At 56.3% G+C, this 15764-nt stretch carries 15 protein-coding genes and 4 pseudogenes; 9 read left to right on the top strand and 10 right to left on the bottom strand.

The features are described 5' to 3' along the window. Positions 1-526: 526 nt before the first annotated feature. Positions 527-698 (top strand): annotated as a pseudogene (locus BBJ66_RS34700) (IS66 family transposase); the annotation flags it as partial. Positions 699-724: 26 nt separating this feature from the next. On the opposite strand, the gene BBJ66_RS17310 reads toward BBJ66_RS34700, so the two are convergent. The 4 genes and pseudogenes from BBJ66_RS17310 to BBJ66_RS17300 all read right to left on the bottom strand — a co-directional run bounded on the left by BBJ66_RS17310 (position 725) and on the right by BBJ66_RS17300 (position 3185). Next, a complete protein-coding gene (locus tag BBJ66_RS17310; protein WP_225880307.1) occupies positions 725-1222 on the bottom strand; it encodes a helix-turn-helix domain-containing protein in 498 nt (165 codons plus the stop codon). Between the two features lie 98 nt (positions 1223-1320). Continuing rightward, the gene (locus BBJ66_RS17305) at positions 1321-1779 is read right to left on the bottom strand and encodes a hypothetical protein (RefSeq protein WP_032984995.1); all 459 of its coding nucleotides are present in this window, start codon (positions 1777-1779) and stop codon (positions 1321-1323) included. Positions 1780-1915: 136 nt separating this feature from the next. Continuing rightward, positions 1916-2125, bottom strand: a pseudogene (locus BBJ66_RS35765) (DUF5372 family protein); the annotation flags it as partial. A gap of 883 nt (positions 2126-3008) precedes the next feature. Further along, a complete protein-coding gene (locus tag BBJ66_RS17300; protein WP_004668584.1) occupies positions 3009-3185 on the bottom strand; it encodes a DUF3606 domain-containing protein in 177 nt (58 codons plus the stop codon). Between the two features lie 474 nt (positions 3186-3659). Between BBJ66_RS17300 and BBJ66_RS17295 the strand changes: the two genes are divergently transcribed. Continuing rightward, positions 3660-3854 (top strand): hypothetical protein, encoded by a 195-nt coding sequence (locus BBJ66_RS17295; protein ID WP_010068053.1) that lies wholly within the window; start codon positions 3660-3662, stop codon positions 3852-3854. 58 nt (positions 3855-3912) lie between these two features. Next, a pseudogene (locus tag BBJ66_RS34210) lies at positions 3913-4023 on the top strand (IS630 family transposase); the annotation flags it as partial. Positions 4024-4232: 209 nt separating this feature from the next. Here BBJ66_RS34210 and BBJ66_RS35325 read toward each other — a convergent pair. Both BBJ66_RS35325 and BBJ66_RS17290 read right to left on the bottom strand, forming a co-directional pair. Beyond that, positions 4233-4410 (bottom strand): annotated as a pseudogene (locus BBJ66_RS35325) (IS630 family transposase); the annotation flags it as partial. Positions 4411-4583: 173 nt separating this feature from the next. Continuing rightward, complete coding sequence (locus tag BBJ66_RS17290; RefSeq protein WP_010066917.1) at positions 4584-5495, bottom strand: LysR family transcriptional regulator; 912 nt, start codon at positions 5493-5495, stop codon at positions 4584-4586. 241 nt (positions 5496-5736) lie between these two features. Here BBJ66_RS17290 and BBJ66_RS17285 point away from each other — a divergent pair, with 241 nt between their 5' ends. The 4 genes from BBJ66_RS17285 (at position 5737) to BBJ66_RS17270 (ending at position 9373) form a co-directional block, all read left to right on the top strand. Then, positions 5737-6402 (top strand): ABC transporter permease subunit, encoded by a 666-nt coding sequence (locus BBJ66_RS17285; RefSeq protein WP_029875813.1) that lies wholly within the window; start codon positions 5737-5739, stop codon positions 6400-6402. A 4-nt stretch (positions 6403-6406) separates the two neighbouring features. Then, positions 6407-7156: an ABC transporter permease gene (locus BBJ66_RS17280; protein WP_012489511.1), complete on the top strand. Its 750-nt coding sequence runs from the start codon at positions 6407-6409 to the stop codon at positions 7154-7156. Between the two features lie 57 nt (positions 7157-7213). Beyond that, positions 7214-8056, top strand: a complete 843-nt coding sequence (locus BBJ66_RS17275) for a transporter substrate-binding domain-containing protein (protein ID WP_012489510.1) — start codon at positions 7214-7216, stop codon at positions 8054-8056. Between the two features lie 81 nt (positions 8057-8137). After that, entirely contained in the window at positions 8138-9373 is a 1236-nt protein-coding gene (locus BBJ66_RS17270) for a CapA family protein (RefSeq protein ID WP_012489509.1), read from the top strand. Positions 9374-9452: 79 nt separating this feature from the next. Here BBJ66_RS17270 and BBJ66_RS17265 read toward each other — a convergent pair whose 3' ends face one another. The 4 genes from BBJ66_RS17265 to BBJ66_RS17250 form a co-directional block, all read right to left on the bottom strand. Beyond that, entirely contained in the window at positions 9453-9938 is a 486-nt protein-coding gene (locus BBJ66_RS17265; RefSeq protein WP_029875812.1) for a helix-turn-helix domain-containing protein, read from the bottom strand. Between the two features lie 380 nt (positions 9939-10318). Further along, the gene (locus BBJ66_RS17260) at positions 10319-11725 is read right to left on the bottom strand and encodes a hypothetical protein (protein WP_012489507.1); all 1407 of its coding nucleotides are present in this window, start codon (positions 11723-11725) and stop codon (positions 10319-10321) included. Between the two features lie 2 nt (positions 11726-11727). Beyond that, positions 11728-12981, bottom strand: coding sequence for an MFS transporter (locus BBJ66_RS17255; protein WP_029875465.1), 1254 nt, complete (start codon positions 12979-12981; stop codon positions 11728-11730). A gap of 70 nt (positions 12982-13051) precedes the next feature. Next, entirely contained in the window at positions 13052-13936 is an 885-nt protein-coding gene (locus BBJ66_RS17250; protein WP_011053393.1) for a helix-turn-helix domain-containing protein, read from the bottom strand. Positions 13937-14192: 256 nt separating this feature from the next. Here BBJ66_RS17250 and BBJ66_RS17245 point away from each other — a divergent pair, with 256 nt between their 5' ends. Together BBJ66_RS17245 and rctB are read left to right on the top strand one after the other, a co-directional pair. Continuing rightward, complete coding sequence (locus BBJ66_RS17245; protein ID WP_049735250.1) at positions 14193-15206, top strand: class I SAM-dependent methyltransferase; 1014 nt, start codon at positions 14193-14195, stop codon at positions 15204-15206. Between the two features lie 67 nt (positions 15207-15273). Further along, positions 15274-15744, top strand: coding sequence for an SMa0974 family conjugal transfer regulator (gene rctB, locus BBJ66_RS17240; RefSeq protein WP_012489503.1), 471 nt, complete (start codon positions 15274-15276; stop codon positions 15742-15744). Positions 15745-15764: the final 20 nt, after the last annotated feature.

Genomic DNA, 15764 nt, shown 5'->3' with positions numbered 1-15764 from the left:
CAACAGATGCGCCGAACTGATCTGGCACCTTGAGCGACGATGACCCCGGGTTTTCGATCGTTTCAAAGGATCTTTCGGAAATCTTGGTCATTGCATTTTCCTTCTCTTTGAGTTGGTTGCAAGCTGTGACATCGGGATTGACCCTTCCGCCGGCGGATGCATGGCCGCTTGGTAGAACGCGGATCCGATGACGAACGGTCAGGTGGCCTCCGTTCCGTTCGTTTCATGAACCGGCATAATGCAGACTGCTTTCTGCCGCTTGTAACCAGGGATCAGCAAACACCATGCCAACTGCTCCGACGCGCCAAGAAGATCATTTTCTTTTATCAATGGGCGGGTTGAGGGCAGGTTGATGTGTATTTGACGGAGAGACCGGCGAACAAAACGTTCCAATCACGACAAACCTGACAAAAGTGGCGGATGCCCGACATTTGCGAGAAATGTCGACGGTTGCGCTGGGGACAAGGGAATTCACGTGGACTTCAAATCGCGCCAAGGATCATGTGCCTGTTCGTGGCTAAGGGGCGTTACCCGGAAAATCAAAACTCGCGGAGCTCTCCGCTATTCCATATCGCGCCGCGATATCTTCGAGCGCTTCCTGAAAGACGGCCGCGTCGAAGTGGACTCCACATGTTGAGCGGGCAATCAAGCCCCAGGCGTTAAGAAAAAATAGCCTGTTTGCTGAAGGTGACGAGGGCGCGACATACTCCTCATCTGATGATGTCTATAAAAGAGGATTTTGAACCGGATCCTGAGATATCGGACGCCGGGATCGCCTGGCATCGGCTTCGCGGCGCACGGTTTCGTGTTGAAGGTCGGAAAGCTGGATGATCCACGGCGCTCCGGTGCATAACTGGCGAGCGGGAAGGACACCGCTGCTGACCATCCGGTAGGCGGTAGCTCGACTCACCTTTAGAATGTCGGCGGCCTCGTCGAGGGTTCTCTCACCGCGTTCGGCCCGTTCACCTTCTCGATAGACGGAGATGCCGTGGATGTTGCGAAGACTGCAGACGTGGCTTCGCGTCCAGCTGGCGCCATGCCCTGTCCGCTTGCCGGATCGATTCAAGATCGCTGCGATCGACAAATCGGGCAACTGCCTCGCCAAGTTGCGAACGAGATCGACAACATCAGCCTTAACTGCCCAGCGGGTCTGGCCGATCTTGTTTTTCTTCCCCGTCATCCGGGTGTGATCGCCACCCTGCCAATGAATGACGAGCGCCAATGTGTCGTCAACGGTATCGACAATGATTTCTTTGATCAGCAGCCGAATGATCTTTTCGCGTGTCTCGATAGACGCGTCGGGACCTGTCCCATGCCTTACTATAGATCGCTACCGAGCATCATCAATCTTGTACGGTCGTCGGCCGATAAAGCAGGCGTGTTACGGTCGGTCGAGAGCATCTCGAACTGGACCTCGAGATCACGCAATAGGATCAGCTTCTCATTCCAGCGCCGCTCCAGTTCGCCGGCGACCAACCGATTGCCCGGATCGACAGCATCATACTGGCGGGGCGCCCTGGCAGCCTCGTATTGTGCTTGCTTGATTAAGTTCTCGAGTTGCTGTTGATTGTCGCTATGACGCTGCGTGTGCGCCTCCATTGCCCGCAAGGCCGCCTCGATTCCCAGAGGTTGCAATCGCTCGAGCACCTCCTGCGCCACGGCCCGATCGACCCGCATGCCGCCGAACCCGATACAGTTGCCGACCGCCATGGCGCCGAACGTGCCGCGACAAACATATCGCTGCGTATTGCCGCCTTTCCCGGAGTATTGAATGTGCAATCGGCGACCGCAGCGACCGCAACGGAATAGTCAGGCAACAAAGCTTGGCGCGCAGTTCAACGAGTTTGGTTGCCGAAAGGCGCGGCGCAGCTACGATCTCGATCGAACTTGCCGCAGGATCAAACATCCATGCCGGAATTTGAAATGAACCACCGTGTGCCAGAATGAGCAGATAGTGAACGCCTTCGTGCTCATGGCTGCCGGTTACCAAGACGGTTTGGTCAACCAGTGGATGGAAGGGATAGGTGACCCTTGCTTCAAACGTCGGAAATCCGGCATTATGAACCCGGCTCGGAAGGCGGCGGCAGGACTTGGGCGACGATCGCGACGCTGCTTCAAACTGCATTTTGCCGCGCGCGGCAAAAGCACGTTTATACTGACCAGCAAACTATGCCGATTAACCGACTTTGCCAACGTTTCCGGCACCATAGCAGCCGCCTAGTCGGCATAGCTTAGGGTCTCTCCGTCGCCAAGGAGAGGACACATGAACGCAACTCAGGATCGCATCGCCCTATGCAGGAAGCTAGTCTACAGTCCACATCGGGACGACGATGCACGTGGCACTCGCTAAGCCTGTTTCGGGATCTGATCGACTGGCATGTCGGCAATGGAATACTCCGCAGGATTTAAGCGAGGTTCAGGTCGACCGCTTCCCTGAGCATCGTTTCAAACACTGGAGACCCGACTCGGGCGATTGATCGGCGCTCCGCCGCTCGCCTTTGGCGTTACGGGAGAATGGCTAATACCGACCGCGCTTCCTATTCAGCGCAGTGAGCACGAGAAGATCGACGATGCTGGCCGGTCCCAAAAACGGGATGGCAGCTTCTAGAAGTCGATTGAACGGACCGGTCGGGACCGGCGTCCGCACGCGGTGCCCCACGGTCTGTGGGCCTCTGAATTCTGTTCTGCAGGTAAAGTCAGCCGACGCCGTCGCGTATCGCGACTTTGGAGCTCGTTGGGTTCGCTCGCCAGCCCCTTCCTCATGCGATGCGGCTCCGCCCCTTGCAAGAAACGCTCCGGCGTCCCAATACTTTTGGCTTTGCTCGACGGCGCTGTATCCCGCAGCTTCGATAGCCTTGCTCCGAAACGCTTCCTGCGGGGTCGTCAACTCCTGCAGTCAGGCGCCTTCCGCCGCTGCGTTATGATCCGTCGGAGCCAGACTTTCAGCGGCTGTTTCCGCCGCTGACTTTATGGCTGCGGACCCTCACGGTTGAACTCTCCAACCCGGATTAGTGCCGGTCGAGTTCGGCTTCGACCTTCTTGCGACTGTTGCCTACGTTCTTCACGGTCTTCTTCACCGCTTCCTTGGAAATGCCTTCCTTCCGGGCTTCGTACTTCACCTCGTGATCCTGACCACCTGCGACGCGAGCACGATCCTGGCTGCGGGCTTTGGATGTGGTTGCCATGGTGAGATCCTCCTAATGTCGGTCCTTACGAACGGGCGCCGATTCAATAAGTTCCGGCCTCCGTTATGGTGAGGCGCGCTTCGGCGATGTCGCGGACGCGCTGCACATGGCCTCGGGCGAGATGGTTCACTTCGACGATGAGATCGCGCAAGGCATATCTGCGACCGCAGTTAATCAGTAGCGGACAATTCTTCCCAGGCAGTTGGTACGGCTCATCGTGTGCCTATGAGCAAACCCATGGATTGATTGTCATAGAAAGCAGGACTAGAACAACAGCGCTAATGCAGGAGCGCTCGGCATCCGAACGCAGAACAAGATCGCGGCGGAAGCCACGCAAGAGCGTCGTCTGCGAAGAGAAACCAAGCGGCTCGGCAGGTTGCGGCTAACCTCTGACCGAGTCGGCACCACGAAGGAGCCAACCCATCGGGGACAGATCCCCCTCAGCCGCTACATCAACGTGATTTGGAGTTTGGAATGGATCAATTTGCTACCGCCGACAACACCTCCGCAGCCGCTCGTCGCCGCGAAGCCAGGATTGCGAAGGGCTACAGCCTTGAGGACCTGGCCATCGCCACCGGACTTACGGTCGAGGAAATCGCAGCGGCCGAGGAACCCCTTCAGATCGTGCCTCAGCACCACCTCGAGCGCATTGAGCATGTGATCTCATAGCTTCCGTCGCCACCGGCACGCGGTCCCGGTTTAGGGGCCGCAGTCAACCACGGAGGGCGCGGAACGAAAGATCGATGCTCTATGGGACGTCCTAGGCGCATTGATGCTCCGCTTCACGCCGACAGAATGCGCAAACTACTTCAGGGCTGCTGGATATGAGCCGGATTGAACAGGATTTGCTCTAGTCGATATTGCGTCCAATTGAAGTGTCATCCGCCATTTTAAGATAACTGCAGAATCACTTAAAGAGAACATGGCACCAATGATCGCACAAACAACCGGTCCGCTTCTGCCAACCGACGCAGTTCCGATTGTCGCGATGTTCTTCTACGATATGGCGCAACTATCTGCTCGGTGGCTTAGGTAAGCCACCGCCGTTCGCGGCTTGTGGCTACTCATCCTGCCGGGCTGCGCTGTCCGTCGCGTCACGCGCCGCACCCAATCGATCGCGATGCTGATGCCAATGCGGAAGCGCTTGGACGCCGCCCGGCACCACACCCCTCCTGTATCACCGCTTCTACAACTTCTCGCGGTTATTCGAAACAGGTCTCGCCATCCAGCTCAGCCTCCTGACCGGCCAGAAGGATGAATCTGATTTGCGTCATAGGGAATCCTTCTCACGGGTCTACCTAAAATCATCCCGCTCTAAGCTTACGCGCACAACTCGCGGTTCAGCATGAACTCGCAACATCTGTTTTACGGTGCGAGGGTCATACCTCGATGCGATCGTCAAGCAGCCCGATCTGTCAAAGCCGCGACTATCTCTTCCAATGCAAATCTTAGGCTATCACTCAGCTTTCGATCTTTTGACCAAACGACGACGTAGTGATATATTGCCCCTGGATGAAATCGGCGGAACGCGACGCCGAAGTCAGCATATTCTCTCGCGATGATCTCGTTCGTAATCGAAACGCCGATCCCTGCCATAACATAGCCAATGTCGTGGCCATTGGCGTCATATTCCACGGCGATGTCAGGAGCGGTTCCCATATATCGAAGGGCATTGACGCTCATTTGGTGAGAGGCAAATTGCGGGTCGATATCAATGATCGCCTCACCGGCAAGATCTTCGGCAGTGACAAGCTGCTGTGCCGCAAATCGGTGGTTGACCGGAAAAAGACATACGTTGGTGGCCGAGCCGACCGGCACCCAATCAAGAATGCGCTCATCAATAGGCAATCGGGAGATGCCAAGATCCGAGCGGCCGTTTAACACATGATCTGCAATCTGCTCATACGTGCCTGTTTTCACCTGAACGGCGTAAGAGCGGCTTCTCTCCCGAATCCTTTTGACCACTTTCGGCAAGGTCGCGAAGGAAAAAGTGCTTGGCGCCGCGATGCCGATCATTCGCGTATCGTTGTTCCGCAGGAAGTCGATTGACGGTCCGATCCGATCAAGTCCGGCAAACGCCGCGTCGATTGTGCGTAGAAATTCCCATGCCTTGACGGTGGGGATCAACCTGTTGTTTTCCCGGCGGAAGAGCGCGAAGCCGACAGTCTCCTCTAGCTGCTTGATGTTTTGGCTGACCGCCGGCTGGGTTATTCGCAACATCTGCGCTGCGAGCCTTTCCGAGCCGGCGCGCATAACCTCCCGCAATATTTGAAGGTGGCGGATCTTCACTCCGGAGTCGGTGATTTCCATGGCCGGGAATCTCAATCGTGGTCGAGCGACGCGCCTCATAAGTTGCGCTTATTAAAACTTCCTGAATCTTATAAATTGACGGCGGCAAGTCAAAGTATATTTTTGACGTACGCCAAACTTAGAGCGCTGGTTAAGCTAATAAATCCAATCTACCCTCGGTTAAATCTCGGCAAGCTCTTAGTATATGTCGGGAGAATACCTTTCCGATTTCGGTGCGCTCGCAAGATATTGGAGACTTGCATTGTACGCATTTGTAGATCAATTTTTATCTGGATTGAAGAACACACTTTTAGTGTTTGCCTTGAGCTGCGCTTTCGGGACCCTATTAGGTTTGCTTATTGCCGTTCTCCGCAACTCGACCCGCAAGTCGGTTTCATCGTGCATGCGGGCCTACACGGGCATCATCCGGGGTGTTCCGGAACTTCTGATCATCCTCCTAACGTATTTCGGCGGAACCGCCCTTTTGAGCGCGATTGCCGGTGGCTACATCGAGATTAATGCATTTGCGGCCGGTGTCGCGGCACTGACCGTCGTGTTCAGTGGGTACGCCGCGGAAATATTCCGTGGTGCGATCAACGCGGTTGCACCAGGCCAACGAGAGGCTGCAGCAGCGCTCGGGCTTTCGAACTCGCAGATTTGGTTTCTGATCATCATTCCCCAGATGATCCCGATCGCTCTGCCGGCATTCTGTAACCTCTGCATCTCCTTGATAAAGGATACATCGCTGATTTCCGTCGTCGGGCTGACGGATGTCATGCGCGTCGCCTATATAGGCGCAGGCTCACTGCGCGCTCCACTCCCCTTCTATCTCGCAGCGTCTGCAATCTACCTCGCCCTCACAAGCCTGTCCCTTCTTTCGTTCCGGTTATTGGAGCGCCGCTATTCGCTCCCGGCGATGAAAGGTTGAGGCAATGAGCATGACCATCGCGCTTGAAGCGTTTCTCACCCTTCCCCGCGGCCTTCTTCTCACTCTGGTTCTGACATTCGCATCGCTTGCCGCAGGCTTCGCCGTCTCGGTCCCGCTCGCCTTCCTACGGGCATCATCAAATCCGTGGGCTTCCGCGCCCGTGCTGGCATATACCTATGCGTTCCGCGGCACGCCACTTCTGGTTCAGCTTTTCCTGATTTACTATGGGATTGGCCAGCTTCCCCTCGTCCGCCAAAGCTTTCTATGGGCCGTGATGCGAGAGCCGTTCTGGTGCGCCTTCATTGCTTTCACCCTGAACAGCGCCGCCCATACGACAGAAGTTCTGCGCGGCGGGATCCAGGCGGTCCCGCGTGGGCAGATTGAAGCGGCCAAAGCCTTGGGCCTTTCCCGTTTCCACACTGCCCGTCTTATCGTGTTCCCTTTGACCCTCAGGATCGCTCTTCCCGCCTATGCAAATGAGGTGGTTGGAATGCTGAAGGCAAGCTCCCTTGCAAGCACCATCACGCTGCTTGAGGTGACCGGGCTCGCCCGACAGCTGGTGTCGGAGACATTCGCCCCATACGAGGTCTTCATTGCCGCGGGGGCTTTCTATCTGCTGCTTACCCTCTTGATCACGCAAGGTTTCCAGATGCTGGAGACGCGTTGGACGCCGACGGCAAACCGTCCACCGCCGACGCAACCTGTACCTCGAAGAGCGAACGGAAAGCCGCCTCTCGCCTCGGCTGAAACTTGACGCCAGCCCACATCCCGGACGCCAACAATCAAACTCAGCAATGAAAGGAACATCGTCGTGAAACGAACACTTCTGCTTGCCCTGTCTCTTGTCGTCTGCGCCAACAACGCGGGAGCAATGGACAGGAAGACACTGACAATCGCCTCTGAAGGTGCTTCGCCGCCCTGGAATGCCATCACCCCCCAAGGGGAGCTCGCCGGCTTTGACATCGACGTCGGCCGCGATCTTTGCCGGAGGATGAAGTTCGAGTGCACTTTCGTGCCTCAGGACTGGGACGGAATCATACCGGCGCTCACCGTTGGAAAGTTCGATGCCATCATGTCGGGGATGGCGATAACTGAGAAGCGGAAGAAATCGATCGCTTTTTCCAAGCCCTACGCCGGAGGTTTCAACCAACTCGTCATACGCAAAGATCTCGATCTTCCGCCCACGGATACGTCGGCCGAGCTCGACCTCACAACTATCGACCCTGAAAAGCAGGCAAAGATTGAGGAGCTTCGAGCCGCTCTCAACGGCAGAACTCTAGGCGTATTGCGATCATCGAATTCGGAAGCGGTGCTCAATGAACTGTTCGGAAAGGTCGCGACGATCAGGAGCTACGATTCCCAGGACAACATGCATCTCGATCTCGTAGCTGAGCGCATCGATGGCGGCCTTGCCGACTATTTCACCTGGAAAGCCTTCCTCGACAGCACGGATGGCGGGATTGCAACGCTCTACGGCCCGCGGCTCTCCGGTGGCCTGTGGGGCCCGGGTGTCGGCGTCGGGCTTCGGCAAGACGACGGCGAACTGGTTGCGGCATTCGATAGCGCCATCGAGGCCGCCACGAGCGACGGAACCCTGAAGCGGCTGAGCGAGCAATGGTTCAAGATCGATGTTTCGCCGCAGACATCGAACTAGACACTGGCTCTACGACACGCATTTCCCCCGAAGCCATAGCGCGTGAGCAGTCGGCAGTCCCAAAGATCGAAGGTAAACCATATGTCCGCACCCTTTTCCATTGCTGTCACCGGCCAGTCGCTCATCCGTCATGATCTTCGAGCGATCGGCGATCCACGGCTCGCTGAGATCGCCGAGATCCTCAAAGCAAGCGATGTTGCCTTCACCAATCTCGAGACGACTATCTATGGTCGTCATGGTGGATGGCCGCTCAAAGGCAGCTATTTCGGCGCTGCAGCGCCGGATGTCTTGGCCGCGTTGAAGGAGCTCGGTTTCAATAGCCTGGCTCTGGCGAACAACCATGCTTTCGATCTTGGACCGCCGGGGATCCTCTCGACGCTGGAGGAGGTTGCGGCACACAATTTCCTGCATGCCGGCATCGGCCACAACAAGCATCACGCTTCCACGGCACAGAAAATGACGTTCGGATCCCGAAATGTTGCGCTGATTGCCATGGACGCTGGGCCAGGCCCGTCTTTCATGTACGCTGAGGACGCAACTGAGGGCAGGATAGCAAGGCCCGGCATCAATAGGCTGAAGGTCTCCAGGGTATTCGACCTGGAAACGGGAACATTCAACCTGCTTCGCTCCATTCAAGAGCGTCTTCTAAGTTCGCCCTTGGAGCGCGCGAACTATGCCCAGCCGGAGAATCCGCCTGATCTTCATGGCCAAGACGAAATTGATTTCTATGGAACCGTGTTTCGCAGATCAGATGAGACGGCTCGCCGCATCGTCGTGGACCGGCACAGCGCCTGGGCTCACCTTTCGGCGATCGCGGAAGAAGCGGGCCGCGACACACTCGTCATCGTGTATTTGCATCATCACCATTGGGAGCCGAACTGGCAGCAAGTCCCCGCCTGGGTGCGAGAATTTGCGCACGATTGCGTGAACGCGGGCGCAGGCCTCTTTGTCAGCCATGGCGCTCCGGTCCTTCAAGCGGTCGAGATATATCGGAATACGCCAATTTTCTACGGCCTTGGCAACTTCCTCTTCCATACGGAAAAGGACGAACAGGAATGGAGCCCGCCGGAGGTGTGGAGAAGCGTCATCGCGACCTGCAATTTTGAATCTAGCGGACGGCTGGAGAATATCCGCTTGCGCCCGATTGTGATCGGGGGAACCGAGGCATTATCCAATCCTGCACGCGATCGCCTCCCCTTCCCTGTGCTTGCCGATGGCAGAACGGCGGCAGATATCCTTGACGATCTTGCCGACCGCAGTACCGGTTTTGGCACTGTGCTTGACCGAGAGAAGAACGTCGGCCAGATCGTTTTTTAGATGCGGAATAAACCTGCAGTGCGCGACGAGAACTTTACGAACCGCTGACCAATTTGCGGCCGCGCTCTTGTTGGTCTTTTCATGGGGAAACGTCCTTGTGTTCTTCCATCTCTTCATCGACAATCGAGCTGACGAGGGCAACGACCCGGCTGCGCACACGCGGAGAAAGGAGCAAAACGTCGTCTATCAGACGCCGTCCCTCCGCCGTGGAAATGTAGGCAATCTTCTCATCGATCTCTGTTATGATTTGCTGGCCCTGAGTGGTTTCGGGATCTGGAAGACCTTCGAAAAACCTCGAAACAGGGATCTTGAGGCAATTGGCAAGCTCGTAGAGCATCGAAGCGCTGACGCGGTTCTTACCGCTTTCATATTTTTGTACCTGCTGCAAACTGACCCCGATGCCGGCGCCGAGATCCCCTAGGGATACATTCGACTGCATTCGGCGGATACGGATTTGCTGTCCGACATGCCGATCAACTGGATGCACCAACTCGCGCGCTACATTCGACTGTTCGGCTTGCGCAGGCCTCGAAGTCCGGACCTGTGCTGCTGCATAGCGCTTCATGGTGGACACCCCGATGGAGAGTTTCACGCGGTGCGCCCCCGCGGAATAACTCGCTCAACCCACTGATCGGGGAGTTAGAACACCGTGCTAGACGGCCCTGTGGCCTTTAGTTCCGAGGAACCTGGACATACGCCACAGGCTCCTCGACCGAAGGTCAAGGAGTGTGGTGCCGAATCGGCCGACACCAACCGCTAACAGGGGGTTCTAATCCCCAAGGCAGCGCGTACTGCCTCGCTGCCAAAGTTAGTTGAAATCCGCCCGCCGCGCAACCGAATTCTTTACAAGATTCAATAGCTTCGCTTTACGCGCGGACACTTGTCTCAAAAGCGAGAGGTCACGCTTCGGGCGGTAAAGTGGTCAGAAAACCAAAGGAGGTGCGATCAGCGGAACGCCCATTGCGAGGATTGTCTGCCCACTCTCCCGGAGGAATAGGCTACCGCAAGCTCCGCCCATAGGGGGTCCTGGGTGAAGCTGGAAAGGGGCCCGCAAGCGTCGATAATGCTCATCTTGCCGAACTGCCCGAGAAGCGTTTCAATTCCCCCACGGCTAAAAGCATTCAACAGCGAAAATGGCTCGCACGGCGAGGAGATGATGCGATGGCCCCAAACCCCCGGCCGTTCGTCCTTTGACAGTGCGTTGAGAAGCTGTGTGTCACGATGGTTGTTCCTCAACGCCTCGCAGAATGCCCAGCGCATCAACGGATAATAGATCGTATGCCGACTTCCACCCAGGACACGCACGCCAGGCAGGATCGACGTTACGATGAACATCAGCAGAAGGTTCGGAACGATCCGGCCAGTTCTCAGGGCCTCCACAAGACTTGGCGGCGAGAATTCAACACAGACATCATCTGTCTCCTTCGACCGGAGGACCCTGCCATCCAGCCAAAGTGGAAAAAGCCGCCCTTCAATGCAGCCCCAGAAAAAATGCGTCGAGTTTTTCAGCCAGCCTCGCCAAGCCGTGTCAGCGAGTTGATCGATGAAATGGATGAGGCGCATCGCGAATGCTCGGTCCTCGATCAACGAGGCTCGCAGCCAGGACCGGCCATCGGAAAGGTGGTCCGCGACCAGATCGGCAACGTCGCTATCATCAAGCTGAAGAAAGTCCACCTGGCTCTCAGAATACCGCTTCCAGAGGCAAAGATTTGCCGCTTTGATCGCCTCTGCCGCCGACTGGAATTCGCCAAGAGGCAAAAGGTCTCGCAAGTAGGAAATTGCCTCCGAGTCATCACCGGGCCTGTCGACGTTTTGAAGATGGAATCTGTAGCAGCCGTTTCTGCCAAGAATGCTGTAGGGGATCATTTTGCTGCGCGACAGGCCGAAGACATTGACTGCATCGCCATCGACGTGGAGCCAGGCCGGACCCTTGCGACCGCGTTCTACGAACTTCACTGTCGAGCAAGCGTAGGAGATATAGGATGTCCTGCCATGCGCGCGAAGTCCCATCAGGGAGAACAGATGGGTGTAAAATGCGTCAGGCTCGATCAACAGGTGGAGGTGGGGGCCACACTGCAGCACCGGAGCGACTTCGATTTCGGCTTGAAAGCGCGTCACGGCCCCTGCTGAATAACCCTGACGTTGCGCGACGGCCGCCACGCGTGACCGCAATAGAGACATTGCCTGGCTTCGCGCGACGCACCCCGATTGATCCGATCCAACCGAGAAAGCCGCCTTTGCGTAGTCGTTCAGCGATGCCTGCTCAAACTGACGCAACCAAGGGAATAATTCAAAAATGAGGGCCAACACCTCACCTTTTGAAACCAGGTCACTATTGGGCGACGTCTCCATCCTCAGACGAACCGCCTTTCCACCGGCGCTCCCCGATCCATGTTAAAGTGAAAGAAGAGCGCGACGGTCACCATCAGCGCCCCGAAGAGGCCGAAAATCCCCGAAGGTGGAATTGCGTCTCCGATCGTCCCGATGATGCCATACGCAAGAAGCCCTATCGAAACACAGATCGTGTGGATCTGGCTTCGCGCCCGCCCCAACATGTCAATCGAAACAGTCGATTGAACCCGTACATCGATCAGGATTCGCGTGACATTGTAGCAGAAGCCAAGCAACACCAGTTGAACGAGCGCGGACAAAAAGCTCTGGAAAACAGGAAAGCCCAACAGAACAATGCCAGCGAGCGCCGACTGGAAGAGGATGCTTTGTCGTCGCGAACGCGCCCTTCTGAGAAGAAGGGTTGAACAGCCCGCAATCGAACCGAGGGCCCAACCTGCCTCGAGATAACCGAACTCTAGCGCCGACCCCATGAGTTCACGGGTGACATATGCGGCGCCCAATACACTCACAAGCATGCCCATCGCATAGGTCAACGCATACATGACGGCGGTGGTCTTCAGTGAGTGAACGACGAAGGTCATCGGCAACAGATCCATCCGACGAATGCTCTTTGCCTGCAAATCCGATCGAGAACGAGAAAGCGGCAGTCGGCCGAGTGCCAGCAGCCCCAACAGTGATAGGCCGAAAAAGGCGCCAGGGAGGATCGACGTCAGATTCATCCCGATGGCGGTTAAGCTGTACCCGGTGACGATGGCGGCGATGAGATTGCCCGCCTGCATCGCAATATAAGACGCCGAATTGAATGAAGTGAGGTTTTTAGGACGAACGATGTCTGGAATGATGGCCTGCAGCGCAGTCGAATAGGTTCTGTCGAGGAACGCGAAGATGGTCCACGATAGGCAAAGAACATCAAGTGGGTGACCGAACGAGAGACCAATGCCCGTTGAAAATATGAGGATCAACCTGGATAAATCGCAAGCGATACAGACGAAGCGACGATCAAATCGATCAACTAGAACCCCACCAACATTGCTGGTGAGCAACTCGGCGGCACTGCCGAGCGCCAAAAGGATGGCGAGAGCGCTCGTGCTCTTGCTGACATCTGTCGCAACCCATGCCGCCAGCACGAAGTAGACATTGCGGCCGGTGGCCGACGCCAGAACACAGAAGAGATAGATGCCGCGAGAGGCATAATACCCCATGCCGCTGCTTTCTGTCGCGCCCACTTCATCCACACTCCCTACTGGCAGGTTCATGGGGACATGCTATTCTTCTGAATAGCTGGCGGCTTTCATGAATTTGATATTATCTCTCGTCCAGAACCAGCTATTCTTTCCAGAGCGCCCGGTACTCGGCAGGGGAAAATCCCGTCTCTCGGCGAAATCTGGTCGAGAGGTGGCTCCCGCTGGAGTAGCCACAGGCGATTGCGATCTCGGTCACGCTGATCGCAGTTGTGCGGAGAAGGTCGGTCACGCGTTCAAGCCGGCGCTGGTTATAGAAGCCATAGGGCGTCGAGCCTTGCGACTGCTTGAAAGCGCGGGAAAAATGCTCGTAGGTCAATCCCGCCTCTTCAGCCAGAGCGCGCACGCTCGGAGGTCGATCGATGTGAGCTTCAATTCGCCCTATCACCCGCTTGAGAACCGTAGGAGACAATCCTCCTCGAGACAATCTGCCAGATGTGCCGGAGCGGCGCTGCAGAAGTCCGAAGATAGCCGCTAGGTGCCCTTCAACGATCAGACTCCCTACGGAATCGTCGTGTGAAAGTTCTCCGGCAATCTGCCGCGCCAAGCATTGGATTGGCAGATCTCTAAATCCAAGCTCCGGACGTAAGGTGCCTACGCGCGGGAGCTTGGTCGTGAGGTTGGAAAAAAAATCCTGCGTCACGGTTATCATAAGATAACAACCCTCAGCATCGCCTTCATCCCAACCGCTCCAATGGCAACCGGGCGGAATGTAAACAAGCGAGCCGTCTGGACGCGGACTGAACTCGACTCTTCGTCCGTCCACAAAATTTTCGCCGGATGCCGCCGTACCCCTTATGTTGAGGAAGATCAGGTGGTCATCCGCGACAACGTCGATAACCTGTCGCCCGAGACTGCGCCGGCGAACGACATCTGCGCGGGCATGGCTCCAAAGGCCTTGCTGGTGAAGAATGATCTCCCCTTGTGACTTTTTCATCCTCTCGGGGTGAATTGATGGAATGATCCCCACTCGAAAGCTGCTCCCCTGAAAAACCGGTGTGGTAGCGACCCTACCTCACCCCAAGTTGTCAACAAGCCAGGCTTTAACCTCAGGTCGAATTTCATGTCAATTTCATGAAAACCAATCAAAATCGTGGATGCGAAAACATGACGTTCGCGATCATCTTCTGCCGACATCATCGCTGACGGCACAATCTTTTCGGGATGCGCGATTTCCCTCCTGAATCCCAAAAACGCGATGGTGCGAGAGAAAGGCAGGCTTTCGCATGCGTGAATTTGCCGACTTCATTGAGGAGTGCGACCGCGCCCCTCGCCTTAACGAGCTTTCTGAGTTTTTTTCGACCACCGCATCCGGTGAGGCCGGAATGCCTATCCGTCCGCCCGAGCTCGATCGCCGCTTGTTTCCAGTGGACATGACGTTCAGGCGCTTTTCAGCCCTTCATCCGCTGCGCCGAGGTCCATTCGATAAGCACTACTTGAGCAGCATACCCTACCGCCTCGAAGAGGAGTGCCGCATAGGCGGCACGATCCTCAAATACGCGCGGGCCAGAAAGGGTCAACTGCAACTCTACACGCTAGGTACAGCCGAGGGGACGATGGCTCGTGTGATCGGCGAACTTGGCAAGGGCAGGATAGAAACGCTGTCATGCAGTCCCAACGTCGAAAACCTTAGAAGCTTCTATGCCTATGGCGTTCCTCCTCATGCCATGTTTTTTCACGGACCATTTCATCATTTGACATCGCAAAGGGTCCAAGAAGACGTGAAGCTCCGAAAGTTTGGCAGCGGTTTCGATATCATCCTCGAGGACACGACTTTCCAGATGTATTCGCCAAATCGCTTCGATCAGATCCGTTTCGTCTCGCAGCATCTCAAGACCAACGGGCTCTTCATGTTCGTCGAGAAGTTCAGGCATGAAGACGACGAGGAATATCGGCGGCGGGAACGCCAGAAGGACCATAGCTTCAAAGCTCGCTTCTTCAGCGCGTCAGATATTCGCGCGAAGGAAGAGACGGTGCTGACGCGAATGGATCGAAACGAAGTCACCCTTTCGGAGATGAGCGAAACACTACGCCGGTTCTTTGGACACTCATTCGTCACCTGGAACAGCGGCAATTTCTACACGCTTGTCTCCAGCAACAGTCAGCAGAATCTCGACCTATTCCTATCGAAGCTGTCCCCACCCGCGATTCCGGCAGAATATGTCTATGCGGACCTTCCCTACCGCCTTTATCCGGAATCCGAGGCAAGGCGGCTATCGGGGCGATCCTGGACCCTTTAGCGATTCCTCATCTTCACCGTCGCGTGAGCGCAACTGCGTCACGTCTTCACGAACAGGCAGGAACAGCATGAAGAAATCAATTGGCGAAGTCCGTCACTTCGTTGAGCTGAGCCCGCCGTGCAACGCGCATCTGGTCCTGCCACGAGCGCCATCATTCGCGGGTGAGGAAGATGTTCCAAAGTGCGTGCACGTCGCCGAGGCGTGTGTCGCAATCTCGCGCACGCAGCACGTTGCCGACAAGATCTGCACGCAAATCGAGGACTTCTACCAATCCCTCGTCTCCGTGGGACCTGACAGACTTCTAGCTTTCGAAGGTGGAGGCGCGATCATAAGGCCGACCAGTGAAAGCCTGTTCTTCACAGTTTCAGCGCGAGACCTCGTCACTTTCTGTGGCATCCGCGCGCTGCTGGAAGCAGGCTTGTTTCTGGCCACGTCCGTGTCCGAGGGGGCTATAGAGTGGCTTCACGCAGACAGCACGCGATCTGGTGAAACCTGCAATCGCCTCTACAACGACCGTTGCGGAACGGATGCACAATAATTTCGTCCGCTTCGCCACCC

The organism is Rhizobium sp. RSm-3, from assembly GCF_001854685.1.
GTDB classification, from domain to species: Bacteria; Pseudomonadota; Alphaproteobacteria; order Rhizobiales; family Rhizobiaceae; genus Rhizobium; species Rhizobium ecuadorense.
Note: the sequence above shows the minus strand (reverse complement) of the source record. Positions and strands in the feature narration are given on the sequence as shown.

Excerpts from the sequence above, each read along its gene's own strand:
- BBJ66_RS17300 (WP_004668584.1), bottom strand. The coding sequence starts at position 3,185 with ATGGCAACCACATCCAAAGCCCGCAGCCAGGATCGTGCTCGCGTCGCA.
- BBJ66_RS17290 (WP_010066917.1), bottom strand. The coding sequence starts at position 5,495 with ATGGAAATCACCGACTCCGGAGTGAAGATCCGCCACCTTCAAATATTG.
- BBJ66_RS17265 (WP_029875812.1), bottom strand. The coding sequence starts at position 9,938 with ATGAAGCGCTATGCAGCAGCACAGGTCCGGACTTCGAGGCCTGCGCAA.
- rctB (WP_012489503.1), top strand. The coding sequence starts at position 15,274 with ATGAAGAAATCAATTGGCGAAGTCCGTCACTTCGTTGAGCTGAGCCCG.
- BBJ66_RS17270 (WP_012489509.1), top strand. The coding sequence starts at position 8,138 with ATGTCCGCACCCTTTTCCATTGCTGTCACCGGCCAGTCGCTCATCCGT.
- BBJ66_RS17245 (WP_049735250.1), top strand. The coding sequence starts at position 14,193 with ATGCGTGAATTTGCCGACTTCATTGAGGAGTGCGACCGCGCCCCTCGC.
- BBJ66_RS17295 (WP_010068053.1), top strand. The coding sequence starts at position 3,660 with ATGGATCAATTTGCTACCGCCGACAACACCTCCGCAGCCGCTCGTCGC.
- BBJ66_RS17260 (WP_012489507.1), bottom strand. The coding sequence starts at position 11,725 with ATGGAGACGTCGCCCAATAGTGACCTGGTTTCAAAAGGTGAGGTGTTG.
- BBJ66_RS17255 (WP_029875465.1), bottom strand. The coding sequence starts at position 12,981 with ATGAACCTGCCAGTAGGGAGTGTGGATGAAGTGGGCGCGACAGAAAGC.
- BBJ66_RS17280 (WP_012489511.1), top strand. The coding sequence starts at position 6,407 with ATGAGCATGACCATCGCGCTTGAAGCGTTTCTCACCCTTCCCCGCGGC.